At 70.0% G+C, this 25,315-nt stretch carries 20 protein-coding genes; 13 read left to right on the top strand and 7 right to left on the bottom strand.

The window, feature by feature from the left end; all coding sequences use genetic code 11:
- Positions 1-4 precede the first annotated feature (4 nt).
- From OG505_RS14380 to OG505_RS14340, 9 genes are all read left to right on the top strand, one after another.
- Positions 5-490, top strand: coding sequence for a hypothetical protein (locus OG505_RS14380; RefSeq protein WP_405433806.1), 486 nt, complete (start codon positions 5-7; stop codon positions 488-490).
- Entirely contained in the window at positions 490-1,053 is a 564-nt protein-coding gene (locus OG505_RS14375; protein ID WP_405433804.1) for a TerD family protein, read from the top strand. Before OG505_RS14380 ends, OG505_RS14375 begins: the two co-directional genes overlap by 1 nt.
- Before the next feature lie 68 nt (positions 1,054-1,121).
- Positions 1,122-1,847 carry a hypothetical protein gene (locus OG505_RS14370; RefSeq protein ID WP_405433802.1) on the top strand — a complete coding sequence of 242 codons (726 nt, stop codon included), beginning with the start codon at positions 1,122-1,124 and terminating at the stop codon, positions 1,845-1,847.
- A 65-nt stretch (positions 1,848-1,912) separates the two neighbouring features.
- Entirely contained in the window at positions 1,913-3,073 is a 1,161-nt protein-coding gene (locus tag OG505_RS14365; protein ID WP_405433800.1) for an HpcH/HpaI aldolase/citrate lyase family protein, read from the top strand.
- Positions 3,070-4,587 carry a phosphoribosyltransferase family protein gene (locus tag OG505_RS14360; protein WP_405433799.1) on the top strand — a complete coding sequence of 506 codons (1,518 nt, stop codon included), beginning with the start codon at positions 3,070-3,072 and terminating at the stop codon, positions 4,585-4,587. Before OG505_RS14365 ends, OG505_RS14360 begins: the two co-directional genes overlap by 4 nt.
- Positions 4,572-5,648 (top strand): cysteine protease StiP family protein, encoded by a 1,077-nt coding sequence (locus tag OG505_RS14355; protein WP_405433798.1) that lies wholly within the window; start codon positions 4,572-4,574, stop codon positions 5,646-5,648. The genes OG505_RS14360 and OG505_RS14355 overlap by 16 nt, the downstream gene beginning before the upstream one ends.
- 143 nt (positions 5,649-5,791) lie before the next feature.
- Entirely contained in the window at positions 5,792-6,517 is a 726-nt protein-coding gene (locus OG505_RS14350) for a hypothetical protein (protein ID WP_405433796.1), read from the top strand.
- A gap of 226 nt (positions 6,518-6,743) precedes the next feature.
- A complete protein-coding gene (locus tag OG505_RS14345) occupies positions 6,744-7,769 on the top strand; it encodes an ISAs1 family transposase (RefSeq protein ID WP_405433794.1) in 1,026 nt (341 codons plus the stop codon).
- On the top strand, positions 7,766-8,773 hold the full coding sequence (locus OG505_RS14340; protein ID WP_405434498.1) for an IS3 family transposase: 1,008 nt from the start codon (positions 7,766-7,768) through the stop codon (positions 8,771-8,773). The genes OG505_RS14345 and OG505_RS14340 overlap by 4 nt, the downstream gene beginning before the upstream one ends.
- Here OG505_RS14340 and OG505_RS14335 read toward each other — a convergent pair.
- Positions 8,733-9,401 (bottom strand): transglutaminase domain-containing protein, encoded by a 669-nt coding sequence (locus OG505_RS14335; protein WP_405433793.1) that lies wholly within the window; start codon positions 9,399-9,401, stop codon positions 8,733-8,735. The genes OG505_RS14340 and OG505_RS14335 overlap by 41 nt on opposite strands.
- On the opposite strand from OG505_RS14335, the gene OG505_RS14330 reads away from it, so the two are divergent.
- Positions 9,400-9,582, top strand: coding sequence for a hypothetical protein (locus OG505_RS14330; protein WP_405433792.1), 183 nt, complete (start codon positions 9,400-9,402; stop codon positions 9,580-9,582). The two genes, OG505_RS14335 and OG505_RS14330, sit on opposite strands and share 2 nt — an antisense overlap.
- A 261-nt stretch (positions 9,583-9,843) precedes the next feature.
- Here OG505_RS14330 and OG505_RS14325 read toward each other — a convergent pair whose 3' ends face one another.
- The 4 genes from OG505_RS14325 to OG505_RS14310 all read right to left on the bottom strand — a co-directional run bounded on the left by OG505_RS14325 (position 9,844) and on the right by OG505_RS14310 (position 14,831).
- Complete coding sequence (locus OG505_RS14325) at positions 9,844-10,488, bottom strand: response regulator (RefSeq protein WP_405433791.1); 645 nt, start codon at positions 10,486-10,488, stop codon at positions 9,844-9,846.
- Positions 10,479-11,579, bottom strand: coding sequence for a sensor histidine kinase (locus OG505_RS14320; RefSeq protein ID WP_405433790.1), 1,101 nt, complete (start codon positions 11,577-11,579; stop codon positions 10,479-10,481). Before OG505_RS14320 ends, OG505_RS14325 begins: the two co-directional genes overlap by 10 nt.
- Before the next feature lie 160 nt (positions 11,580-11,739).
- Positions 11,740-13,872, bottom strand: a complete 2,133-nt coding sequence (locus OG505_RS14315; protein ID WP_405433789.1) for an MMPL family transporter — start codon at positions 13,870-13,872, stop codon at positions 11,740-11,742.
- Positions 13,873-14,003: 131 nt separating this feature from the next.
- Positions 14,004-14,831: a DedA family protein gene (locus OG505_RS14310; RefSeq protein WP_405433787.1), complete on the bottom strand. Its 828-nt coding sequence runs from the start codon at positions 14,829-14,831 to the stop codon at positions 14,004-14,006.
- Between the two features lie 35 nt (positions 14,832-14,866).
- On the opposite strand from OG505_RS14310, the gene OG505_RS14305 reads away from it, so the two are divergent.
- Complete coding sequence (locus OG505_RS14305) at positions 14,867-15,913, top strand: SDR family NAD(P)-dependent oxidoreductase (RefSeq protein WP_405433785.1); 1,047 nt, start codon at positions 14,867-14,869, stop codon at positions 15,911-15,913.
- On the opposite strand, the gene OG505_RS14300 is transcribed toward OG505_RS14305, so the two are convergent.
- Positions 15,849-16,724 (bottom strand): BTAD domain-containing putative transcriptional regulator, encoded by an 876-nt coding sequence (locus OG505_RS14300; protein ID WP_405433783.1) that lies wholly within the window; start codon positions 16,722-16,724, stop codon positions 15,849-15,851. The two genes, OG505_RS14305 and OG505_RS14300, sit on opposite strands and share 65 nt — an antisense overlap.
- 586 nt (positions 16,725-17,310) lie before the next feature.
- On the opposite strand from OG505_RS14300, the gene OG505_RS14295 reads away from it, so the two are divergent.
- A complete protein-coding gene (locus OG505_RS14295) occupies positions 17,311-17,997 on the top strand; it encodes a hemerythrin domain-containing protein (RefSeq protein ID WP_405433781.1) in 687 nt (228 codons plus the stop codon).
- 25 nt (positions 17,998-18,022) lie between these two features.
- Here OG505_RS14295 and OG505_RS14290 read toward each other — a convergent pair whose 3' ends face one another.
- Positions 18,023-21,364: a BTAD domain-containing putative transcriptional regulator gene (locus OG505_RS14290; RefSeq protein WP_405433780.1), complete on the bottom strand. Its 3,342-nt coding sequence runs from the start codon at positions 21,362-21,364 to the stop codon at positions 18,023-18,025.
- A 246-nt stretch (positions 21,365-21,610) separates the two neighbouring features.
- On the opposite strand from OG505_RS14290, the gene OG505_RS14285 reads away from it, so the two are divergent.
- Positions 21,611-24,745 (top strand): hypothetical protein, encoded by a 3,135-nt coding sequence (locus tag OG505_RS14285; RefSeq protein WP_405433779.1) that lies wholly within the window; start codon positions 21,611-21,613, stop codon positions 24,743-24,745.
- Positions 24,746-25,315: the final 570 nt, after the last annotated feature.

Genomic DNA, 25,315 nt, shown 5'->3' with positions numbered 1-25,315 from the left:
ACGGATGATGAGCTGGTTCCGCCGAGGGCGGGAGGAGGCTCGGACGCCACTGGAAGCGCCGCCGGAGGACAATCCGGCGGCGCTTCGCGAGCAGGTACGCGGGCTCGTCCGCTTCATCAACGAAAGCTCCGGCCGGCTGCCCGGGGAGTCCGTGGTCACCGCCCGCCGGATCACGGACGTGCTGCGGGAGATCATCGACAGCTCCGAGGTACGTGCCCTCGACGTGTACGCGGTCATCTCGGTCAAGGCCACCGTGGCGGACTACCTGCCGACGACGCTGACGCGGTTCCTGGCCATTGACCCCGGTCAGCTCAACTTGCCCCGCGCCGCGGGTACCACCCCGGTCGAATCCCTTCAGGTCCAGCTCGATTCGCTGCTCGATTCCGTCGCGGACCTGCTGACCGCGACGCAAGCGCAGGACGCGGACGCCCTCGAGGCGCAGGGCAGGTTCCTGCACACGAAGTTCTCCCGATCGGACCTGGAAATCTGATGGCAGTGATGAAGCGCGGGGCCAACGTGGCCCTCACCCGCGAGATACCCGACCTGACCGGGATCGTGCTCGGGATCTCCTGGGATGCCGGGTCCGAGGCCGTCCTCGCGGAGAATCTGGTGGCCGCGACCATCCTGTGCGACTCGGCCAGCCGGGCCGTCTCCGACGAGCATTTCGTGTTCTTCAACCAGCTGAGTTCGCCGGACCTGTCCGTCCGCCAGCTGGAGGAGGCGCTCGGCGCGGACGACGAACAGATCGAGCTGGACCTCGACCGGGTCCCGGCAGAGATCAGCCGGATCGTGCTGGTGGCGTACGTCAACGACGGCCCGGTTCGCCGCCGCGCACTGGGCCAGTTGAAGCACTGCGGAATCCGGGTGATGAACCTGGCCGACAACCGGGAACTCGTCCGGTCGGAGAACCTGGCCCAGTGGCTGACCAACGAGACCGCTGTCGCCCTCGGTGAGGTCTATCGGCGGGGCACCGAGTGGAAGTTCAAGGTCATCGGTGAGGGCTACACCAGCGGCATCGCCGGCATCGCCGCCGACTACGGGGTGAACCTGTGAGCATTCCGGACCCCCGGAACGCCGTGCGCCGGCACGACCTGCCGTTCCTGCGGCGCCGGGTCCGACCGGTGCCCGCTCCGGTGCCGGCTCCGGTGCCCGCGCCGGTGCCCGCCCGGGTGCCCGCGCCGGCGACGGGCGGAGCATCGCTGGACCTTTCTTCCCCGGCAACACCCGCACAGCCGGCGGTGGCACCGCGGCGCGCTGCCACGGCCGCCCGCAGACGTCCGGTCAACCGGGCGCAGGCCGGCACCAACGTGCTCACCTCGACCGCGCCGACGTTGACCCTGACCCGGCTCCAGTCCGGCATCGGTGCGCTCACCATGGAGGCACGATGCGCGGCTGACATCGGCGATCTCCGGCTTGGCTGCGCGTACCAGCTGCGCTCTGGTGAGACCTCGACGGTGCAGCCGACCGACGGCCGGGAGTTCGCCCCCCGCGGGTCGACGCGCCCCGTGATCGTCGCCGGCCGGGACCGGTACGACCAGATCAGCCTCGACCTGCGGCAGTGCCGGGAGATCGAACGCCTGATCGTCTACGGCTCTTCCGAACGGGGCCTGACGTTGCGCTGGGGCGGGGCCCTCGTCGTCACGACCTTCGGTGGTGCCCGGATCGAGTTGCCCCTCGACGGCCCTCCGTCGCCCGGCGTGCGCGTGATCCTTTCGCTCTACAACATTCGCGGAGAGTTCGTCCTTCGCTCCGAGATGGAAACGGTCAATGGCTCGGTGCGCGAGGCCTGTCGCGCCTTCGGCTTCGACCGCATCACCTGGTTGGACGGGCAAACGCCCCTTGACTGAGAGCCGGCAGGGGGCCAGCAGGCAACTCCCGACCCCGGTGCCGGCAGCAACGAACGGAACCAACGATGCGGCACTACGACTTCCTCTCCGACTCGGAACGACAACGGCTGTTCCTCCGGGCTCCAGAGCACTTCACCCCCGATGACCAGCTCGACGTGCTCGGCGTCGCGCTCGGCGCGACCCTGTACTGCCCGGCGACTCGGCCACAGCTGGCCGACGACCTGGCCAGGCGCGTCTCGCGGGGCCTGATGAGCGTGGTGGTGTGCCTGGAGGACGCCATCGCCGACGCGGACGTCCCGATGGCCGAAACCAATGTCGTGGCGCAGCTGCGCGCGTACGCCGAGACCGGCGCGGACGCGCCGATGGTCTTCGTCCGGGTCCGGTCGGCACACCAGATCCCGCTGATCGTGAAGGGCCTCGGGGAGCACGTCCGCGTGCTGTGCGGGTTCGTGCTGCCGAAGTTCACCGAGGAGGCCGGGCCCGCCTTCCTCGACGCGGTCACCGAGGCCAGTTCGACGGTCGGCCGTCGACTCCTCGCGATGCCGGTCCTCGAGTCGCCGGACGTCATCTTCGCCGAGTCGCGGACCAGCGCGCTCCTCGGAGTGCGCCGGCTGCTGACGAAGTATCGGGAGCACATCCTCGCGGTCCGGATCGGGGCCACCGACCTGTCCGCCGCGTACGGGCTGCGCCGTTCCCGCGACCTCACGGTCTACGACGTGCGGGTGATCGCCGACATCATCGCTGACGTGGTCAACGTGCTGGCCCGCGCGGACGACAGCAAGTTCGTGGTCACCGGCCCGGTATGGGAGTACTTCTCCCGCACGGAGCGCATCTTCAAGCCCCAACTGCGGGAGTCACCCTTCGTGGAGTCGGCCGAGCGGGCGCTGCGGGCCGAACTGATCGCCCAGGATCTCGACGGCCTCATCCGCGAGGTCGCGCTCGACAAGGCCAACGGGCTGACCGGCAAGACCGTCATCCATCCGAGTCACGTCGCCGTCGTGCACGCGCTGTCCGTGGTGACGCACGAGGAGTACTGCGACGCGGTCGACATCCTCGGCACCCGGGCGCAAGGCGGGGTCTGCGCGTCGACGTATCGGAACAAGATGAACGAGAGCAAGCCGCACACCGCGTGGGCCGAGCGGATCGCGCAGCGCGCGCAGGTGTTCGGCGTCGCCAACGAGGACATCTCGTTCGTCGACCTGCTGGGTGCGGGACTTCAGCGGTGAGCAACGTCTGGGGCGGCCAGTGGGTCGCCGACCGGCTACGGCTGCGCCTCGCCGCCGGCTCGCCCGCCTCCCCGCTGGCGCTGGCCGACCTGGTAGGGCTGGCCCTCCGGCGCAACCCGCGCCGCGCCCACCTGCTCGTGTCGACCGTGCTCGGCAAACACGTACCGACCGACCCGGCAATCGTCTACGGCGCGGGACGCCTCCTCGGCGCCCTGGCCGCCGACCGCGTCGCCGGACGAGACAGCGGCGTGGCGGCGGCAGGCACACTGCTGCTCAGGTCGGCACTTCAGGGCTCACCCGACGCCGCCGCCAAACTGTTGGCCACGTGCGCCGAGCACGCGGACAATCCGCCTGCCGACTGGGCGGCCGTCATCGAGTCGGTCACGGTGCTCGGCTACGCGGAGACCGCCACGGCCCTCGGGCACGCCGTCGCCGACGCCCTGGGCGCCGACTACCTGCACTCCACCCGCCGCCATCCGCCCGGCGTGCCCGAGGCCGGCCGCTTCGAGGAAGAACACAGTCACGCCACCCGTCACCTGCTGCTGCCCGAGGACGCGACGATGCTGGCGCGCAGCGGCCCACTGCTGCTCGTCGACGACGAACTCTCCACGGGACAGACGGCCTTGAACACGATCGTCGCCCTGCACTCCCGGGCCCCCCGGCCCCGGTACGTGATCGCCACCCTCGTCGACCTCCGCTCAGCAGCCGACCGGGCCCGGATGGCATCGGTGGCGGCCTCGCTCGGGGCGGAGATCAGCGTCGTCGCGCTGGCCGAGGGACACCTTGAGCTTCCTCCCGACGCCGCGTCGATCGGCAAGCAGCTTGTCGCCGATCACGATCACGATCGGCCCACCGACCCGCCCGCTGGTCGCACCACGCCGCGACGCCTGCCACTGACCGGGTGGCACGGCGTCCGCGAGGGTGGCCGGCACGGGTTCAACCACCACGACCGGGCAGCTCTCCGGGCCGCCACCGGCCGGGTCGCCGCGCAGGCCGCCGGCCTTCTCACGGGCGATCGGGTCCTCGTGCTCGGGTTCGAAGAGCTGATGTACGCGCCGTTGCTCATCGCGCAGCGGCTCAAGGACCTGCTACCCGACACCGTCGACATCCGCTTCTCCAGCACCACCCGCTCCCCGGTGGTCGCGGTCGACGAACCCGGATACGCCATCCGCACCCGGCTCACCTTCCGCAGTCACGACGACCCGGCCGACGGGCCTGGACCCCGGTTCGCCTACAACGTGGCACCCGGGTCGGACCCGGGCCGCCGCTTCACCGACATCCTCGTCATCGTCGACGACGCCGGGGACACCGCCTCACTACATGCCCCGGGCGGCCTGCTCGACCAGCTCACCGGCTGCTGCGACCAGGTCCACCTGCTGGCCTTGCCGTCCCACCTACCCCTGCCGGAGCCCACGCCGTGTCCACCCGTAACCCCGTCGATCCCGGCCTGCCAGAACCGCTCCGCGGACCAACCTTTGGCAGCTACCACCCCGATGAGGTGGCCTGGCTCCTGACGGACCTGTCGAACGCAGAGCTCGAGGCCCCTGTCGAGGAGCGGGAGGAGGCGGTCCAGTCCGGCCGGGCGCACTACGCGGCATCGCTACCGGTCGAGTACCAGCCGAGCCCCGAATACCAGCAGCTGTTCCAACGGGAACTCGCCTCGTCGGCGGCCCAGCTCGCCGGCGCGGTCGGCGTCGTCACGGAGCTGGTTCTCGCCGCCCGCGGTGGGAACGTCGTGCTGGTGTCGCTGGCCCGTGCCGGCACGCCTGTGGGCGTGCTCATGCGACGGTGGGCCAGGTTCGCACACCAGCTCGACATGCCGCACTACTCGTGCAGCATCGTCCGCGGGCGCGGGATCGACACGGTCGCACTGGCGTACCTCGCCGCGCACCACCGGCCGGCGGACGTCATGTTCGTCGACGGCTGGACCGGCAAGGGCGCCATCGCGCGCGAACTCGCAGATGCCATCACGAAGGCAAACGCCTCACTCGGCCTCGTCGGCGAAGGCCGATTCGCGTCGGACCTGGCGGTGCTGGCCGATACCGGACGCTGCGTGGACCTCTACGGCACCAGGGAGGACGTCCTAGTGCCGTCCGCGTGCCTCAACTCCACGGTGTCGGGCCTGGTTTCGCGGACCGTGCTCAACGACGACCTCATCGGGCCGGGCCAGTTCCACGGCGCGAAGTTCTACTCGCAACTGGCCGGAGTCGACGTGTCCAACCAGTTCCTCGACGCCGTCACCGCCGAGTTCAGCACCGTAGCGGACGAGGTCGCCCGCGCCTGGCCGGTGCTCCGTGCCGCGGACCGGTCCCCGAGCTGGTCGGGATGGCGGGTGGCCGAGGCGATCAGCCAGGCGTACGGCATCGGCGACGTCAACCTCGTCAAGCCTGGCGTGGGCGAAACGACTCGCGTGCTGCTCCGCCGCATTCCGTGGAAGATCCTGGTCCGGGCCGACGCGGCCGAAGACCTCCGGCACATCCGAATGCTGGCGGAACAACGGGGAGTCGGCATCGAGATGGTGGACAGCCTGCCCTACCGCTGCGTCGGCCTCATCCAGCCAAGAGGGCGGGAGTGAACACCTGGCAGCCGGGCGGGCCACTCGTAGCCAGTGACCTGGATCGCACCCTGATCTACTCGCGGCGTGCCCTCGCCCTGACGGCCGGTGAGCAGCCGGAACTCATCTGCGTCGAACACCACCGCGGGGAGGACGCCTCGTTCATGACCGCGCGGGCCGGCGAGCTCATGCGCGCCCTGTCCGCCGTGGCGACCGTGATGCCGGTGACCACACGTACGCCTGACCAGTTGGATCGGGTACGACTGCCCGGACGCCCACACCGGTTTGCGGTGGCGGCCAACGGTGGCCTGTTGTTCATCGACGGACATGTCGACGTGGTGTGGAGCAGGCAGGTCCGCAGGCGCCTGGCCGAAGTCGCGTCGCTGAATGAGGTGTGGACGTATGCCGGCCGGGCGACGCACCGGCCATGGGTGCTCAGGCTCCGCAGCGTGCCGGACCTGTTCTGCTACGCGGAGGTCGACCGTTCTCAACTGCCGACCGACTGGCTCAAGCAGGCGACCGAGTGGGCTGCCGAGCGCGGCTGGCGGGTAGCGCTGCAGGGGCGGAAGCTCTACTGGTTGCCCAGGACGCTCACGAAGTCGGCTGCGGTTCGCGAGGTTGCCGACCGGATCGACGCCGGCAAGGTGCTGGCTGCCGGCGACTCCGTGCTAGACGTGGACCTGCTGGAAAATGCCGCTTTCGGCATGCATCCCCGGCACGGTGACCTGTTCGCGTCGGGTTGGTCCGCACCGCACGTGGCTCCCACGGCCGAGATTGGTGTGCTCGCCGGGCAGGCCATTCTCGAATGGTTTCTCACCACAGCGCAGGAGCACGCCGAGACAGAGCACGACCCGAGGTTGCTGCCCGACTTCCCAGGGACGTGTAAATAGATGGCACGCCAGCCGGGGTGAGCAGATCTTGCGGATGCCGACAAGGGGCGCTCCGCGTAGTACGGCAGCCGAGACGTCCGGGGCTTGGGCCCACGGCCCCGGCGTTGTTCCGGGTTGATACGTTCTGTCCGTGTTGAGAGCCGGGCGGGGTGAGTTGCAGGACGAGCGCGACTCCTGATGATCTTTCGGGTGTCTAGTCCTGAAGATCATCGCTGGAGTCGCGCTCGTGACGTCATCTTCCCTGATCGACCCTGTTGTTGACCACCTCGCCGATCTGGCGTTGTGGGAGGCCGAACTCGCCGCGGATCTGGGTGTGGCCGACCCGTTGTCGATGGTGTCGCCGCTGGTGGCGCGGCTGCGGCAGGTGCCGGACCCGCGCCGGCTGCGAGGGCTTCGCCATCCGCTTCTGGTGATCCTGGTGCTGACCGCGTGCGCCACGCTGGTGACCGGCAACGACGCACTGACAGCGATCCGGCAGTGGGCGGCGCGGACCCCGCAGGATGTCCTGCACCGTCTCGGAGCCCGACGAAACCCGCTGACCGGCCGCTACCTGGTGCCCAGCGAGCGTACGTTCCGGCGGGTCCTGCAAGCGGTTGACGGCGACGCCCTCGACGTGGCGACCTGCGGTTACGCCACCGACGTCGTGCGTGGAGACGCCCCGGCCCCGCAGGTCGCCGCAGCCGAGGACGAACCCGCCGAACGCGAGCAGCGCCGCACCGCGACGCGGGCGATGACCCACCCGGCGCCGGCCGGGCTGCTGCCCGCGGTCGCGATCGACGGCAAGCTGTTGCATGGCACCCGCACCGAGGTCGGGCAGGTGTTCCTGGTCGCCGCGGTCACCCACGACCGGGCGGTGATCCTGGGCCAGCGTCAGGTCGGCGACAAGCGCGGCGAGACCACCGTGACCGGCGACCTGCTCGCGCCCCTGGACGTGGCCGGCATGTTGCTCACCCTCGACGCACTGCACACCACGAAGAAGGCCTCCCGGCTGATCACCGGGCCCCTGAACGCCCACTACATGCTGATCCTCAAAGGGAACCAGCCGCTCGCACTGCAGGCCGCCCAAGCGCTGATGTCCGGCGCCGACACCGAGTTCGTCGACAACACCGACATCACCGGCGACCGGGGGCACGGACGCACCGAACGCCGCACGATCCGCGTCGCCGCCTGCGACGACACCCTGTTCCCGGGCGCCCGGCAAGCGGAACTGTCCGAGAGCGCGGACGAGCAGGAACCGCCGAAGAAGTCCTGACCGCCACGTTCGAACAATTACGAGCCGCTGAGATTGCGGTGCAAAGAGCGTGCACCCTGACCGGGATCTCGCGGGCGACCTACTACCGCAAGGCGAAACCGATCGGGCCGATGCATGGCCCGTGGCTGCCGCGGACCCCGCCACCACAGACGCTCAGCCTGGCCGAGCGGGAACAGGTCCTGGCGGTGCTGAACGCGCCCGGGTATGCGGATCTGGCGATCCCGCAGGTATGGGCGCGGGAGCTCGACGAGGGCCGGTACTGGTGTTCGATGTCCACGATGTATCGGATCGCGCGGGCAGCGGGGCAGAGCCGGGAACGACGCCGGCAGGCCACCCATCCGCCCCGGGTGCGTCCGGAGCTGGTCGCGACCGGCCCGTCGCAGGTGTGGTCCTGGGACATCACCGCGTTGAAAGGACCCGTCAAAGGCGTCTGGTTCAAATGCTACGTCATCATTGATATTTACTCCCGGTATGTGACCGGCTGGCTCGTCGCGGCCGCCGAGGACGCGATCGTGGCCCGCGATTTCCTGGCTGAGGCGGTCACCGCCAACGGGATCGAGCCGCACACCATCCACGCCGATCGCGGCGGCGCCATGACCTCGAAACCGGTGTCGGAAATGCTCGTCGACCTCGGTGTCCTGCGCTCGCATTCCCGGCCACGCACGTCAAACGACAACCCGTACTCCGAAGCCCAGTTCAAAACGATGAAGTACATGCCCGACTTCCCCGCCCGGTTCGGATCCCTCACCGACGCCCGCACCTTCTGCGACGCATTCTTCACCGCCTACAATCACGAGCACCGCCACTCCGGGATCGGCTGGCACACGCCCGCGTCGGTGCACTACGGCACCGCCGACCAGATCCGCCGGCACCGCCAGACCACCCTGAACGCCGCCTACACGCAGCACCCTGACCGGTTCACCCGCCGGCCCCGCGCACCCCAGCTCCCCGAGAAAGCCTGGATCAACCAGCCAACAACCGAGGCACAAACCGTCTCAGTTTGACTTGACAAATTCCGAGGTCCTTGACGGCGTTTCCTCGAATCTCTGCAGGTCCCCACTTCTCGGTGCCGTATACGCCGAACTGCGCGGCGTCGATACGGCCGTGGTGGAAGGCAGTCCACGCCTCACCGCCGGTGAGGAACTCGCCGGTGGCGAGGTCTTCGGGCTTGGCCACGAGGGAGTAACCCAAAATCTCGGAATCGATCCGCACCCAGCGGCCGCCATGCCGGTACTCGGTGATCCAGTGGTCCACGCCCTGCCGCGGGTATGTGGCGAAGCCACAGCGTGCGCGGGCCGCGATCCCGCGGTAGCGCGGCAAGGTGCAGCTGAGCACGGCGAAGTGGCGGCAGGTGCCGATCACCCGCCGGTCAGGGGCGCGTGCGGCAGTCAGCGGGGCTGGGTCGAGGGCGAGCAAGGCACTGATGATGCCGTCGACAGGACGCAGTTGGTTCTCGGCGAACCGCTGCTCGGAGACGCCGAGCGCCTTTGCATCTGTGGGCTGAATGACGAGCTCGTGAACGAGGTGGCAGATGTCGACCGGCTCAGTCGGAAGGTCGTCGAGCGCCGGCTTGTGGACGGTGCCGATTGTCGTCAGCGGGCCCGCCATGGCGTAATCGATCATTTCCGTCATGCCGGCCATCGTGGGCACTGCTACCAAGAACCCGCTGCCCCTGGCCACGATGGTGGCCGGAGCTACCACAGCCGAGCGCCCGCTCTGCGACATCGCTGAGCGCGCCGAGCGGCTCACAACGCCGCAGGCCGCCGACGTGATCAACAATCGGCGGAGACCGCCGTTGTTCGATGCTGATTGAGCATGCGTACGACGGCGAATGCTTCATCTGATGAAACTCGCCGTGATTGACTGGCAGGAGCGCGTATTCGTTCGACGCGAGTCCTTCCTCAGTAGGCCGGCCGCTGTCGGGGCACGTCACGCACCGTAGCCAGAGCGGGCTAGCGTCGTATCCGGATCTAGCCGAGAAGCGGACGTCGGCTCGGAGGCCGTTCCGCTGCCACAGGCAGGCTACGACCTCTCTCTACTTCCGGCCCTTGCGTGGGTCGGCGATCCTGAGCGGCTAGGAGCCGAGGTAGTGCAGGATCGCGAGGACTGGGCGGCTGTAGCCGGTCGTGTGGGACAGGTTGAGCTTGTCGAAGATGGTGTTGATGTGTTTCTCGACCGCGCTCTGTGACACGTGTAGGCGATCGGCGATGGCGGCGTTGGTGTGTCCCTGGGCCATGTGGTGCAGCACGTCGCGCTCGCGAGGGATGAGGCGGTTGAGCGGGTCGCTGTGGCTCGTGGCGGACATGAGCTGCCGGACGACCTCGGGGTCGAGCGCCGTGGCACCGGCGGCGACGCGGTCGAGCGCGTCGAGGAAGTCTTCGACTTGGGCGACGCGGTCCTTCAGGACGTAGCCGACGCCTTCGGATCGGGCGGCGAGGAGTTTGGCGGCATAGCGCTTCTCGACGTACTGGGACAGAACGAGCACGGCGATGTGGGGCCAGCGGCGGCGGATCTCCAGCGCCGCCCGTAGGCCGTCGTCGGTGTTGGTGGGCGGCATGCGGACGTCGGTGATGACGACGTCGGGGTGGTGCTGTTCGACGGCGGTGATGAGCTGGTCGGCGTCCGCAACGGCGGCGACCAGAGGGTGTCCCTCGTCGGCCAGGAGGCGGGCCAGTCCTTCGCGGAGCAGGGTGGAGTCTTCGGCGAGGACTATGCGCATGGCAGTTCCGCTCGGATCGTCGTGGGGCCACCGGGTGGGCTGTGCACGGCGAACTGGCCGTCGAGCGCGGTGACCCGGCGGGCGAGCCCTTGTAGGCCGCTGCCGTGTGGGTCGGCGCCGCCGAGGCCGTCGTCGCGCACGCGCATCTCGATTCTTGTGTCCCGCGCCTCGATCTCGATGGTGATCAGGTTGGCTCGGGCGTGTTTGGTGGCGTTGGTGATCGCTTCGCAGGCGACGAAGTACAGCACGGTCTCGATCGGTTGGGCGGGCCGGACGGGCACGTCGTAGCTGATTTTGACGGAGGTCGCCGATCGTTGCGCCACCATGTTCAGCACCTCGTCCAGGGTGGTGTGGTCGAGTGCGGAGGGGTAGAGCCGCCAGGCCACGTCCCGCAGTTCGTCGACGGCACGCTGGGCGTCCTCGTGCGCCTGGGCGAGAAGCTCGCGCGCCTTGTCGGGGTCGCGGCTGCGCCGCGCCCGGCCTAGCAGGATGCCGAGTGCGACGAGGTGTTGTTGTATCCCGTCGTGGAGATCGCGTTCGATGCGTTGGCGCTCGGCGTCGACTGCGGCGATCACGCCGGCTCGGCTGACAGCCAGTTCGCTGATCCGCTGTTGCAGCGCCTGGCGTGTGCTGGGTTCGAGCAGACTGCGGGCCAGCCGCCGGTCCAGGGTGGCCACGCTGGCTGTCGCCTGCAGGTTCACCGCCAGCAGGGCTGCCCCGATGAGCAGTTGTAGCAGGAACCCGGCCATGGTCATGGCTCCCGCGACGAAGGAGCGCACGACGATAGCGGCGAGTACGGCACCGACCACGAGCAGGCCAGCAGTGAGCACGCCGAGCGCCGCGGGTAGGAGCCGGGCGGCGAGATAGCCGAGCACACGCGGTCCGCTCGCGCGGACCGGTGATGGGATTGGTTCCGCGGCGACGAGGGCCAGGCGGCACCGCTCCCACTCGGCGACGCGTCGGGCGTACCGGATGGTGGTGGTGGTGATGCGGCGGCGAGCCGCCGGCACCGGCGAGACGGCGACCACGGCGAGCCCGGCGAGGAGCAGGAACAGCGCCTCGGCCGCAGCGGTGAGGATGCCGACCGCCACGCCCGCCACAGTTCGGCTCCACCGGGCCATGGGGCGGATCCACGACCGCCGACCGTGCGCCGCGCGCTCCGCCACCAGGGCCTCCCTCCGTAGCTCATATGTCTCGGGTCGATGGCGGGCGGCCACGAGAGCACCCCGCGTGCCCGACCGCCCACCCAACCTAACTACTGCTCGGCGACCCTGATGACACCTGCGTGTCGGCCTCGCCGTTACGTTGCATGACATCGTTCCTACTGCGGCCGGCGAGGAATCGTGGGGCCCACCAGTTCGCTTCGCCGAGCAGCCGCATGAGTGACGGCAGGACGACCGCGCGGATGACGGTGGCGTCGATCAGAATCGCGGCGGCCAGTCCCACGCCGAGTTGTTTGAACTCGACGATCGACAGCGTGGCGAAGATGCAGAATACGGCGACCATGATGATCGCGGCGCTGCTGACCGTGGACGCTGACGAGACGATGCCCTGCTCGATCGCCTGCCGGGTTGATACGCCGCGCTGGACCGCCTCGCGGATGCGGCTCACGACGAACACGTGGTAGTCCATCGAGAGTCCGAAGAGGATGACGAACAGCATCAGCGGTAGCCAGGACACGACCGCGCCGTTGGAGGTGAACCCGAGCAGTTCTTCCGCCCAGGTGTGCTGGAACACCAGCACCAGCAGTCCGTACGAGGCGGCTACGGAGATCGTGTTGAGCAGGATCGAGGTCAACGCCACCACCACTGACCGGAACGTGACGAGCATGACCAGGAACGTCATGCCGAACACGAACGCGACAACCGGCGGCAGTGCCGCCGCCATTCGGTCGCGGAAGTCGGCATCGCTCGCGGTACGGCCGCCCACCGCCCACTCCGTGTCCGGGATCGTGCCGACCGTCTGCGGCAGCAGTACGGTGCGCAGCCGGCGCAGCGACTGGGTCGCCTCGCTGCTGTCGCTGGCGCCCGCCACGCGGACGGTGGCCAGGAAGACGGTGCCGTCGGCGGACCTGCGCACGGTCGGGGGGCGGTCTTGGGCGAACCGGCTGTCCCCCGTGATCCGCGCGGCCAGCGCCGCGATCTCGCGCTTGACAGTTGGCCCGCCGGCGGCGTCGGTGCGGATCGCGATGACGTGGCTGGTGCCCAGGTCGTTGCTCGGGAACGCCTGCGCCAGGCGGTCGTAGGTGCGCAGGATCGGGATCGAGCGGGGCAGGTCGGTTGCGGTCGGCCGCTTCAGGTTCATGTCCAGTGCCGGGATGGCAACGATAACCAGGGCGCCGACGGAAAGTACGAACGTCGCCAGCGGCGCGCGGAGTGCTGGTCGCAGGACCGCCGCCCAGAAGCGGCTGTGCTCTGCCCTCTGGATCCGGCGGCCGAGGAAGGGCACTCGTGGCCGGTCCACCCAGCGTCCGAGGGTGACCAGGATTGCGGGTAGGACGGTGAGGGATCCGGTCACGGCCACCCCGACGACCAGGATCGAGCCGGTGGCCATCGAGCTGAAGGTGTTGTCGCCGACCAGGAACAGGCTGGCCATGGCGACCATGACGACGACGCCGGAGACCAGTACCGCGTGCCCTGAGGTGGCGGCGGCGATCTCGACCGCGCTGCGATGGTCGCGTCCTCGTGCTCGTTCCTCTCGCTCGCGGCGTAGGTAGAACAGCGAGTAGTCGACGCCAACCGCCATGCCGATGAGCAGGATGATGCTGCTGACCAGTTCCCCGGCCGGGAGAATGTGTGAGGCGAATTGTGCCAGCCCCATGGCACCGGCCACCGCCGACAACGCCAGCACGACGGGCACTCCGGCGGCGATCAACGCGCCGAAGCTGAATAGCAGGATCACCAGCGCGATCGGCACGCTGATCAGCTCCGCCTTGACGAAATCCGCCGCCAGCGTCTCGGTGAGCGCCTTCGCCAGGGACGCCGACCCCACCTGCTCCACCCACAGGTCGGGATACGGCTGCTGCGCCTGCGCGGTGGCCGCCAGCAGTGGTCCGACCCGCGCGTCAGCGTCGTTCGCCGAACCGGTCATCTCAACCTCGACCAGCACGGCGTCGCGGTTTAGGGAGGTAACCGGGTCAGCCACCTTCGCCACTTCGGGCAGCGCACGCATCTGCGCCGACAGGTCGGCCGCCACGGCCTGAGCACGTTGGACATCGAGATCGCCGGCCCGCGCCGTGATCAGGACGCTCTCCGCTGCCGGGGCTTCCGGGAACGCGCCGGCCTGCTCGATGCGGTCCGCGCGGGCCAGTTCCCCGTGCAGGCTGTCCTGCGTGGTGGCCTTTACCGTGCCGGCCAGGCTGCCACCGACTACGCTGGCCACCACGAAACACAGCCAGGCCGTGATCGCGAGCCAGGGATGATTGGCGCTCCACCTGCCGACCCGCGTCGTGAATGGCGGGCGTACGGCATGCCGTCGGCGGCGCCCCGCAGGTGCGAGGTTCTCAACAGGCGGCGTCATCGGCCATCCTCCGACCGTCGCGGAGTCCCGTACACAGTGCCGCGTACGGCTTGGGCTCGGTTGTCGGCCCCGGAGTACCCGTACGGCTCGACATGTGTGCCCGACCTGTACGGGTCGGGCTTGGTCGGTGCCAGTTCATCGTCCGGCGCCATCCGGCGGCGGCGCGTCTTGATCACGCGGGAGACGACGAAGTACCCGACGGCGAGCGCGCAGACCACGATGACGATCCTCTGGAACGTCCCGACGTACGACTCGACGGAGTGCCAGTTTTCCCCGAGCAGGTAGCCGGCCATCACGAACACGGTGTTCCAGATCAGGCTGCCCAGGGTGGTGTAGAGCAGGAACGTGGCGATCGGCATTCGCTCCACCCCGGCCGGAATGGAGATCAGGCTCCGGAAAATCGGGATCATCCGGCCGAAGAAGACGGTCTTCACCCCGTGCCGGGCGAACCACGCCTCCGTCCGGTCGATGTCGCTCAACTTCACCAGCGGCAGCCGCGCCGCGATCGCGCGGACTCGGTCCCGTCCGAATACGACGCCGACGTAGTACAGCGCCACCGCACCCACCACCGAACCAATCGTGGTCCAAACGATCGCGGCGAACAGGTTCATCTTGCCCTGGCTGGCGGTGAACCCCGCCAGGGGCAGGATCACCTCGCTCGGGATCGGCGGGAATAGATTCTCCAACGCGACCGCCAAGCCGGCGCCGGGGGAGCCGAGCCGCTCCATCAGATCGGTCATCAACCCGACCAGGCCGCCCTGCGACGGGTCAGACTCCTTGACCAACAGACCAGCGTGCATCGACGCGTGCCACAAACGGATCATGCTGAAGACGTTATGAACCCACCACTTCCCGGACCATGAGGTCGACCGCCGACCTCAGCCGGCCGACCTCAACCGCCGGAGTGCGGAAAACCGCACCCCCTACCGAAGGAGGTGTCTCGCTAACGGCACCTCTCTGTGTCAAGGCGTTGGCAACAGAGAGGTCTCCGTTAGATCCGCAGTCCCTGGCGTGGCGGGCGGTCGCCAACGAGGTTCCAATCGATTCCCAACCGTCGTGCCAGGGTCAAGCCGAAAACGACGGAAGGAACGGCATGCGCAACATTCTTGTCACCGGCTCGGTGGACGGCATTGGCCTGCGAACCGCGGCCCAACTCGTCGCCGGGGGGCATCAGGTGGTCCTGCACGCCCGCAACGAGGAGCGGGCGGCGGTCGCCAAGACGGCGCTCCCGGCGGCGGCCGGGATTGCGGTCGGCGATCTGCGCTCGATCGAGGAAACCGTCGCGCTCGCCAGGTCACTGGCCGCGCACGGACGCTTCGACACCATCGTGCACAACGCTGGGATCGCCCGGCTGGACGCCTTGGAGTGGGAGCTGACCGGGGATGGGCTGGAGTCCACCTTTCAGGTCAACGTTCTCGCGCCGTACCTGCTGACGGCGTTGCTTCCCCAGCCGGAGCGTCTCGTGTTCGTGTCGTCGGCGATGGCCGCGGACGGTGTGGTTGACCTCGCCGACCTGCAGTACGACACCCGCCCGTGGAATGGGGTCGAGGTGTACTCCAGTTCGAAGCTGCTGGACCTGATGCTCGCGTTCGCCGTCGCCCGTCGATGGCCCGGAACCTTGAGCAACGCGGTCGACCCCGGCTGGGTGCGCACCAAGATGGGCGGCGACGCTGCGCCGACGAGCCCCGACGACGCCGCGCGGGCCCAGGTGCGCCTTGCCGTAGGCACCGAAGCCGACGTCCTGGTCAGTGGACACTATTTCAGTCAACGCGACTGGCGGCCGTCCCTCTCCAGCATGGACCCGGGACTGCTGGACGAGCTGCTCACGCGCTGCGGTGAGCTCACCGGCGTCCAACTGCCTGAGGAGGCGTCCGCTTCGCGTTCGCGCCAGCACCTTGACCGTTGATCTTCGCTGCTGGCCGCGGAGCGAGCGTCTGGTCCAAGATGTCGCGGTGCAGCTCGGCGAGCTCCGGTCCGGGCTCGACACCGAGTTCGTCTATCAGTCGGTTCCGCACCTCGCGCAGCATTGCCAGCGCGTCCCCTCGACGGCCCGCCCGGTACAACGCCTGCGCTAACAGCGCCCAACCCCGCTCCCGCAGCGGGTGTTCGATGAGGAACGCCCGGAGCTGCGCAATGGCCGTATCGTTGGCGCCCAACTCGACCAGGGCGGCCAGGCGGTGTTCCAGCGCACCGGTCCGCAGCTCCTGGAGCCGATGCGACTCCGCGACTACGAACTCGTGGTCCGCGCAGTCGGCGTACGCCCATCCCCGCCAGAGTGCGAGCGCCACGTCGAACTGGACCAGCGCGGATCGCGCCGCACCGGTGGTCAGCAGGTCCCGGCCCTGGGCCGCCGCCCTGCTGAACTGGTCGACGTCGAGCGTGCGTGACCCCAACCGCAACGCGTACCCGGCGCCATCCCGAACGAGCACCCGCCCGGGCTGACGTGGCGCCCGGTCGGGCTCAAGCGTCCGACGCAGCACGGACAAGTAGCCCTGCGCGGTGATCCGGGCACTCGGTGGCGGGTCGTGCGGCCACAGGCAATCGACCAGTGCATCGATCGACACGAACCGGCCGTTGGCGATGACCAATCGGCACAACACCGTACGCGGCGACGGGCCGCCGACGGCGACGGCCCGGCCGTAGTGCCGCACGACTGTCGGCCCGAGCACCCCAACTGTCAGGCCCGCCGGGACAACGGAGTCACCGAGAACGCTCACGACAGCGGCCCGTCGTGCCTGCTTTTCATAGATGGTCCTTTCTCGGGCGCGCTGCGGCTGCGGGACGAGTTGCGACATTCATGAGGCCGGGCCGGAGTTGGCGGACCCTTAACGCCGGCCTGGCGGGCTGGTGGGGGCGGTCCGACAGGTCGACCGGGAAGGGCCGGATAGTGGACCTTCGAGCCGGCGGCGGCCCACTGGGGGTCGTAGCGTGACGACGACCGGTAAACCGTTCCAGCGTTCCAGTTCGGCGTCGGCGGCCAGATGCGCGTCGATGCTGCGTCGCAGTTCGGCAAGGTTGGTCTCCAGACCGATATTGGGCAGGTTTCGGACTGGGCAGTCACAGTGTGGCCAGGTGGAAGATCTCCTCGCCAGCCAGTGCCCTTGATCAAGTCTCGGACCCGACTGCCGGGGGCCCATTCCGCCAGGCGCGCCCGCCAAGTCGGCACCAAGTGCTCGCCAGGCGCCGTGCCCGAGAGTGGAGAAGCACGAGAGCGAGTCGGCCGTCCGTAGCCGGCACCGGCGCGGCCCGCCAATGGCCGGCCCCATCCCGAACAGGCCGCCAGCGGGGCGGCCGGAGGAAACCATGGTCACCACAACCCCCCACCTCGAGCCGAACCTCATCGGCTTCCGGATCAACCACCGCACCATGCGATCCGACACTCGCCGGCTGGCCGAGTTGCTCGACCGCGTGGCTGCTGGGCAGCTCGCGTACGACCGTCGCCGGGCGACGGCCCTGCGGACGTATCTGCGGCTGCTCTGTGACGGCATCCATCACCACCACAAGATGGAGGACGAGGTCCTCTGGCCGGTGCTGCAGCGTTCGGCGGGTGCGGAGATCGACCTGCGGGAGCTCAGTGACGACCACGCCGCACTCGAACCGGTCCTGGACGAGGTACGGGTGGCGGCGGACGAGCTGGTGGCCGCGTTCGCCTCGGGCTCGTCAGAAGCGGGCCGGGCACGCACCGTCGCGGGGCGTCTCGCCGGGGCCCTGGCTCAGCTGCGCGATGTCCTCGACGAGCACATCGAGGAGGAGGAGCGGTTGATCTTCCCGGTAATCCGGCGCTACGTCAGCGTGGCCGACTGGAACACCGTGGAGCGAGCGGTCCGCAAAGGCGGTGCGCTGCGCTTCGAACTGCCCAGGATCGAGCGGTACGCCCTCCCGGAGGAGCTGGAGGAGCTGAGAAAGATCGCCGGACCGGTGCTGCGCCTGATGCTCGTGGCGCTGCGACCGGGTTTCCGCCGCCGGGAGGCGACGGTCTTCGGCGGGTGACACCGGCCGAGCGGCGGTGACGGGGTCAACGCACCGTCGCAGGCACGTACGCCGACTCGTCGCTCCACGGCACGGCGCCGACCCTCCGGGCCAGCCGGAGCCCGGCGTCGCGGTGCGCGGCGACGGCCGGGTCGCCCAGCGCGGCGGCGAGCTCGGCGAGGGTTTGGTCCACCGGGCCGAGCGAGATCGATCCGCACTCCAGGCCGGCAAACCGCCCCGCCCACGGCAGCAGCTCGCGGTAGCAGCGCTGCGCAACCGGGCGGTCGCCGAGCCGCGCGGCGACCTGCCCGCGCAGCGTCATCCAGTACAGCCACAGGTAGTCGGGGCGGATCGGGGTCTGTGGCCGCCAGACGGCCCGGGCCGCCTCCCGGTCGCCTGAGGAGAGCAGCGCGTGGGCCAGCACGTCGTGCGTGTCGTCCGGTACACGTGCATGCACCTGCCGGATGTCCTCGACCAGCTCGTGCCCGCGCCCGACGGTGCTCAGCACGGTGAATCGGCCCATCAGTCCCATCGCCGCCGCGTTGGGACCACCGATGCGGCTCATCCGATCGCTGATCTCCGCGTACCGGCGCGACGCCTCACCGAGATCACCGGCGAAGAGCGCGCGCAGGCCGGTGAACCACCCCATGACGGCGAGGATCAGGCCGAGCTGACCGGTCGTGGCCTTTTCGATCGCCCGGTCGACGTGGTGGCGTGCCCGGTCGAAGTCAGCGTCGGTGAGCGCGGCCTGGTAGAGGATGTGGTGGGCCTCGCACTGGTACGCGGTAAGCCCCGCGGCCTCGGCGACCGCCAGCAGCTCCCGCCCGACGTCGGGCAGTTCGGCCCGGTGCGCCGGGGCGACGGTGACGAAGTAGCGGGCGTTGAGCGCACGGCAGAGCACCGCCGGATCGTCCTGCCGACGGGCTAGCGCGAGAGCTTCCCGGGTGACCTCGTCGGCGCGCTGCAGATCGGCGCCCTCGATCTCGAAGGCGAGAGTGCTCAACAGCCGGGACCGCAGCGCCAAGCCGTCGTCGCCCACGCGGGACAGCTCCCGCTCCAGCAGCCGGACCAGCGGTTCGTCGACGGCGCGGTCGGGCCGGATGGTCCAGGTCACCGGGGCGTCGAAGCAGGTCAGTGCGGAGTGGACGGCCTGCGGGTCGCCGATCCCGGTGGCCAGCCGCACCGCCTCGGCGCGTGCGGCGCGGGCGCTCAGCACGTCACCGGCGAGTGCGCCCGCGGTGGCCAGATCGCAGAGCAGGTCGAGACGTGCGCGGGCGGGTACCGCTGGCGCGAGGTCGGCCGCGCGCAGCGCGCCGGTCCAGTACGCGGCAGCTTCCCGAGGCGCGCCGAGGTCACCGGCCCGGCGGGCGGCGGCGGCCAGGTACCCGATGGCGTCCTGCGCGGTGGCCGGGGTGAGGGCGGCGAGTGCGTGCCTCCCCAGCAGCGCCACGTCGTCGACGCGCTGCTCTCGCAGCACAGTGAGGATTCGGCTGTGCATCCGGGTGCGTCGTAGCAGCGGAACGCTGTGGTAGAGCGCGTCCCGCATCAGGGCATGCGCGAACCGGATCCGCCCCGGCTCGGGCTCGACGAGTAGACCCGCGGTCACGCCGGCCTCCAGGCCGTCGAGGACCGGCTCCTCGGGGCCGCCGTCGACGGCGATCAGGATGTCGACCTCGGCGTCCGAGCCCAAGACGGCGGCGTGCCGTAGCACCGTCTGGGTGCTGGCCGGCAGCCGTGCCAGCCGCCGGGTCAGCACGTGACCCAGCGCGGCGGGGATGCCGTCGAGCGCTGACCCGGGGCCTTCGGCCGCGATCAGTTTGGCCAGCTCGATCGTGAACAGGGGGTTGCCCGCCGAGCGTTCCCGTACGGTGCGCAGCAGTTCGGAGTCGGTGGTGTCGACGCTATGGCGACTCAGCAGTTCGGTGACGGCCGCGTCGTCGAGGCCGCCGAGGTCCAGTTCTACCGCCGGTACGCCGGTGAGCGCGGCCCGGGCCACCACGAAGTCGTCGGTCACCTCGTCGGGGCGGAAGGTCGCCACCACCAGGACGGGCGCCTCAGCCAGGGCGGCCGCGACGTGGCGCAGGATGCGTAGGGTCTCACCGTCGGCCCGGTGGAGGTCCTCGATCACGACGAGCAGCGGGCCGTGGCCGGCCAGCCGGGACAGGTAGGCACCCAGCGCCTCGCGTAGGTGGAACTCGTCGTACTGCCCGCGGGTGCCGGCAGGCGTTGCGGTGCCGGTGCCCAGAAGTAGCTGTAGGCCGCGGGCCTCCGGCTCGTCGAGCGGGAGCCGTCGGCACGCGGCGGTGACGACCTCGTGCCACGCCCAGGCCGGCGGTGCGCCATCCACCTGCGGGCAGGTGCCGATCGCCGTCGTCCAGCCGTCGCCGGTCAGGGACCCGGCGAGGTGCCGGGCCAGCGTCGACTTCCCCCCACCCGCTTCGGCACCGACCCAGCAGATGCCGATTCCGGCTGCGGTGGCGCGGGCGGCCGCCGAGCGCATCCGGGCCAGCTCGGTCGCGCGGCCGAGAATTGGCTGCGCCGCGGGCGGTCGATCGGGTACGACAGCCGGCGGGTCGGCCGGCCCGACCACGGCCGAGGATCGGGCGACCTGGGAGGCGGGCGACCCCAGGCGAGGGTGCTGCCGAAGCAGATCCGTCTCCAGGCTCCGCAGCTCGGGGCCGGGTTCGATGCCTAACTGTTCGAGCAGCGCGGCGCGCACCGATCGCAGCACGTCGAGGGCATCGGCCTGCCTTCCGAGGCGATACAGCGCGACCGCGAGCAGCATCGCGGCCTGCTCCCGCAGCGGATGGTCCCGGACGTGCGGATCGAGGTCGAGGACCACCTCGTTCGCGCGGTCCAAGTCGAGCAGCAGCTTCGCGCGCTGTTCGACGGCGGTCAGTCGTAGCCGGGCCAACCGTTCGCTCTCCCGGTCCGCCCACAGCTCCCCGACGAACTCGGCGTACGGCGTGGCCGCGCCCCAACAGGCGAGGACTTCGTCCAGCCCGGCGAGCGCCGCCCGCGGCTGCGTCTCGGTGACCCGCGTCGCCGTCCGCAGCGCCGCCTCGAACCGCCAGGCGTCCACGTCCGGCGCCGATAGTCGCAGGGCGTACCCCGGGGCCGCGGTGACGAGGATCCGGGCGGGACGGCGGGGCGGACGGTCCGGCTCCAGCGCCCGGCGCAGGTTCGACACGTACACCTGCAGGGCGGCCTGGGCGCGCGGCGGCGGGTCTCCCGACCAGAGGTCCTCGATGAGCCGGTCGACCGAAACCACATGACCGCCTCCGGCGACAAGCCGGGCCAGCACCGCGCGCTGTCGCGGTGCCCCGAGTTCGATCGGGGTGCCGTTCCGCATCGCCCACATGGGACCGAGCACACCGACCGTCGTCACGCTGCCACCGTAGTAAGCCGACGCCGCCGTGGAGATCCGGTATCCGACTGTTCGTTGATCAACCGTTCGGACCGCACCCGGGCTCCGGCGTCCCCGCGCGAACCGGTCGTGGTCGGACGCCCGCCGCCCCTGCAGCCGGCGCCCACCAGCCCGCCAAGACGACGTTAAGGGCACGCCAACTCCACTGCGGCCTCATGGAGGCCGCACCTCGTCCCGTACCAGAGGAACCCGGAGGAAGGACATCCATTGAGAACCACGAAGGGCCTCAGCCACCCACGCCGGTGGCTCGCGGCCGTGACCGGCGCGAGCCTGGTCGTCGCGTTGGCGGGGCCGGCGGTCGCCGCCGACCCCGTCCCGTACGACGAGCAGGCCGTGCACCACAGCCTGTTCGCGGCGGTCGTCCAAGTTCGTGACGGCGGCACCCGCGGCCTGGTGGACGCCGTGCTCGCCGCCGAGCTGAGCGACTGGCGCGGCGCGCACCCGACGGCCGACACCGCGGCGCTCAACGCCCACCTGAACGCCGTCACCACCCTCGTCGGACAGGCCGTCCCGGCGTCCGACGAGTCACCCGGGAAGCTGCACCTGCTGGGCGCGGCGATGGAGAAGCTCGCGGGCAGCGGCGAGGCCCAGCTCGGCGGCCCGGCGGTCAAGGGGCTGCTGCGCAGCACCACCGGCGAGGAGCTGGCCGGCATCGTGCCGCCGATCGAACAGGTCCGCGGCGGCACCCAGGAGTACCTGTGGGAGATGATCTCCCGAGGCGCGCTCACCGAGGTGTGGGGCACGCTGCACGCCCGGGCCGCCACCGATCCGGCCCTCGCCGAGGTGTGGAACACGGCGGTCGGCGCCCGGCTCGGCGTACGCCTGGACACCCCGGCGGACGAGCTCGCGCAGCTGCCCGACCTGAGCGGCAACCTCAACCTGTCGGCGATCACCGCGAAGCGCTACGACAGGGACGCCTATCGGGCGGAGATCCAGTCGCAGCTCGACGTGGCGCTCGCCGCGCTCCGCGAGCGGACCGCGACCGCGGTGACCGACGTGGTCGCTGCGTCCGACCGGTTCCCGATCGACGGGCCGAACAAGCCGACCAGCGCGGAGGAGGCGGCGGCCAAGGCGAAGGCGGAGGCCGACCGCAAGCTCAACGAGAAGCTCGGCCAGGCCGTCACCGTCCTCGGCAAGCTCGCCGGGATGGTGGACAAGCAGTTCGGCAAGCAGATCGAGACCATCGCCAAGGCCGTGGTGGGGGCGATCTCGGCGATCACCACTTACACCGCGGCGATCTCGGCGGCCGGCATCACCACGGCGGCGCTGGCGATGTCGACCTTCACCCTGGTCGGTGGCCTGGTCGGCGCGGCGATGATCCTGCTTCCGCTGTTCACCTCCGGCGGCGGCGCCGACGAGACCACCGGCGCCCAGATCGCGGCGCTGCGTGACCAGATCAACCGGCTGGCCGCCGGGATGGACAGGCGGTTCGACCGGATCGAGAAGATGCTCGGCACGATGTACGACGGGTTGAGCGCCCAACTGACCGCGCTGTCCCGGGACCTCACCGAGGTGCGTGCCCAACTCACCGTGATCGCCGGCCAGTTGATCGTCCTCGACCAGCGCGTGGACACCCTCGCGCTGGCGAGCCAGGCGGCCTTCGAGCAGATCGCCCAGCAGCCGCTGAAGACCAGCGTCGACCGGTACGTGCACCGTGAGGCACGCACCGGCACGAAGATCGAGTCACTCGCCACCTACTTCGACCAGGCCGACTCGCCGACGCGTACCTTCGCGGCCGACAGCGCCCGGCAGGCGCCGTACGTCGTCCCGACCGGCACGTCGTTGTCCGACCCGGTGGGTACGGTCGGCCTCTACCTGCCGGCCGGCGCGATCGACTACCTCGCCCAGTGGGCGGGTGCCCGGGGCATCGCGCTCACCCCCGCCCCCGGCGACCAGCCGGCCTCCGGGGTGGCCAACCCGTCGGCGTGGCTGCTCGGCGCTCGGGCGAACCTGATCCTGCAACTACAGAACCCGCAGTACGCCGCCCAGGTCGCCGCAGCCGAGACGGAGAGCACGATCGCCGCGGGCGACGCGGTCAACCGTCGGGTGCGGCAGTTCAGCGCGCCGGCTGCGGACGGTGCCACCAATGCCCTGTTCCAGCGGCTGATCGCCGACTACCGGGCGGCGATGGGCCAGTGGAAGTTCGCCCTCGACGAGGTCGGCCGGGCGGTGCGCTGGGCGGAGGGCGACCGCGACTACAACATGTGGGGGAGCGTCGACCAGGACATCCCGGCCGCCGGCCGGATCGCGGACGTGCCCCACATCGCGTTCTGCGAGGGGCCGACGGGGGCGACCCTCGACATGCCGAGCCGGGTCAACCGTTCGGCCCTGCCGAGCGTCTACCACCTCGCCAACTACGCGATGGCGCCGGCCTACCGGCCGGAGCTGCGTTCCTGCCTCGACGCGGAGTTCGTCAACGTGGTGGTGAACGACCTCCCGCGCTACCAGCAGACCAACGCGGATCTGCGGCTGGTCGTCCGGCAGCAGGTGAAGTGGTTCGGGGGTGACTGGCAGGACGTGCGGACGGTGACCTGGAAGACGCGCCTGACCGACGTCTGCCTGTGGGACCAGCGGGCCAATCCGCCGACCGGGTACTGCCGGGAACCCGACTACTACATCAACAGCAAGTGGAACTCGACGTACCGACCGGCGCTGGACAGCAGCGGCGTCGTGGTGGACAACGCCGCCGCGCTGGCGCTGGCGCGTACGAAGGCCCAGGCCATGCTGACCGGCAAGCAGCGCTACTTCTACCGGGCGGCGGCGCTCGGCACCGGCGTGGACCGGCCGCCGGCGGGCACCTGGTCGAGCTCCCAGCAGCTCTGGGACGCCGGCAAGAAGGTCTCCGACGCGGTACGGATGCTGCAGATCTTCTCGGACCTGGGCTGGTCGTCGGCGCTGGAACGGGACGACGTGCTGCGCGGCCAGCTCTTCGGCGACCGGGCGCTGCCGGCGGACTACCGCTTACCGCGCAGCCAGGACAGTTACAACAGCGGCTCGCTGCACCTGTTCAACGCCTACCAACGGGCGTTGTCGAACTACGACAGCTGCAAGCAGCAACTGGAATGGGACCCGTGCCAGGGTGACGTTTCCGGGCTGAATCCGCTGGTGCAGCAGGAGCGGTTCGGTGTGGGATGCGCCCCGGCCCCGGCCCCGCAGGCGCCGCACGATCCGCTCGGCTCGTGCGTCGTCCAGGCCGGGTCGGCCGGCATCGGCGTCCTCGCCGACCGGTACGGCTACTGGTCCGGCCGGATCAAAGCCGGCGCACACCAGGAGGGCCTGGCGGCAGTGAAGGGCGTCGTCGGGCTGCTACGGGCGACGAACATCGCAGTGCACCCGGCCTGACCGCCTCCAGGTCGGGGGCTCGCCGCTGTGGTGAGCCCCCGACCCATCGGCGCAGCGCGAGCAGGTGTCGAACCTGCGGTGCTGATCGCTGAGCAGGGCCAGCGGTGCAGTAGCGTGCGCGACATCGGGGGAAGCCCTCGAGCGCGACACGGCGGCAATCACGGCGCGGATGGCGAGAACACCGTCCACGCTCACGGGGCCAGAGGGCGTGCCAGCTCGTCGACTACCTCTCGTCGCGCTACTTGCGCTGTCGAGCCACAGCGGTTCCCTCCTCCTCGGCAGGGAGTGTGCCGATTTCCGTGTTCGGGCCTGTGGTGTGTTCAGCCGATGGGCCAACCGGGCACATCCCTTAAAGGCTGCCGAGGTGGCCAAAAGCGCCCTGACACCCCACCCCTGGGTCGCTGCCGTAACGCTATGGCGGGACGGAACCTCCCGTCAACAACCGTGTCGTCGGATGTCGAGGTCACCACCGTGCGGCCACCCCAGGCCACGCGAGGTTGATTATGGAACTTTATTTACAGTAAGGTCCGCCTGCGGTATATCCAAGAGACTCGATGCTCTGCTTGCGTC

This window comes from Micromonospora sp. NBC_00617, assembly GCF_045161355.1.
In the GTDB taxonomy this organism is placed as follows: domain Bacteria; phylum Actinomycetota; class Actinomycetes; order Mycobacteriales; family Micromonosporaceae; genus Micromonospora.
This window is presented reverse-complemented; position numbering and strand designations above follow the sequence as displayed.

Bases quoted from the DNA above. Each gene is read 5' to 3' on its own strand.
- OG505_RS14380 (WP_405433806.1), top strand. From the start codon at position 5: ATGATGAGCTGGTTCCGCCGAGGGCGGGAGGAGGCTCGGACGCCACTG.
- OG505_RS14375 (WP_405433804.1), top strand. From the start codon at position 490: ATGGCAGTGATGAAGCGCGGGGCCAACGTGGCCCTCACCCGCGAGATA.
- OG505_RS14365 (WP_405433800.1), top strand. From the start codon at position 1,913: ATGCGGCACTACGACTTCCTCTCCGACTCGGAACGACAACGGCTGTTC.
- OG505_RS14350 (WP_405433796.1), top strand. From the start codon at position 5,792: ATGACCGCGCGGGCCGGCGAGCTCATGCGCGCCCTGTCCGCCGTGGCG.
- OG505_RS14330 (WP_405433792.1), top strand. From the start codon at position 9,400: ATGCCGGCCATCGTGGGCACTGCTACCAAGAACCCGCTGCCCCTGGCC.
- OG505_RS14335 (WP_405433793.1), bottom strand. From the start codon at position 9,401: ATGACGGAAATGATCGATTACGCCATGGCGGGCCCGCTGACGACAATC.
- OG505_RS14325 (WP_405433791.1), bottom strand. From the start codon at position 10,488: ATGCGCATAGTCCTCGCCGAAGACTCCACCCTGCTCCGCGAAGGACTG.
- OG505_RS14310 (WP_405433787.1), bottom strand. From the start codon at position 14,831: ATGATCCGTTTGTGGCACGCGTCGATGCACGCTGGTCTGTTGGTCAAG.
- OG505_RS14305 (WP_405433785.1), top strand. From the start codon at position 14,867: ATGAGGTCGACCGCCGACCTCAGCCGGCCGACCTCAACCGCCGGAGTG.
- OG505_RS14295 (WP_405433781.1), top strand. From the start codon at position 17,311: ATGGTCACCACAACCCCCCACCTCGAGCCGAACCTCATCGGCTTCCGG.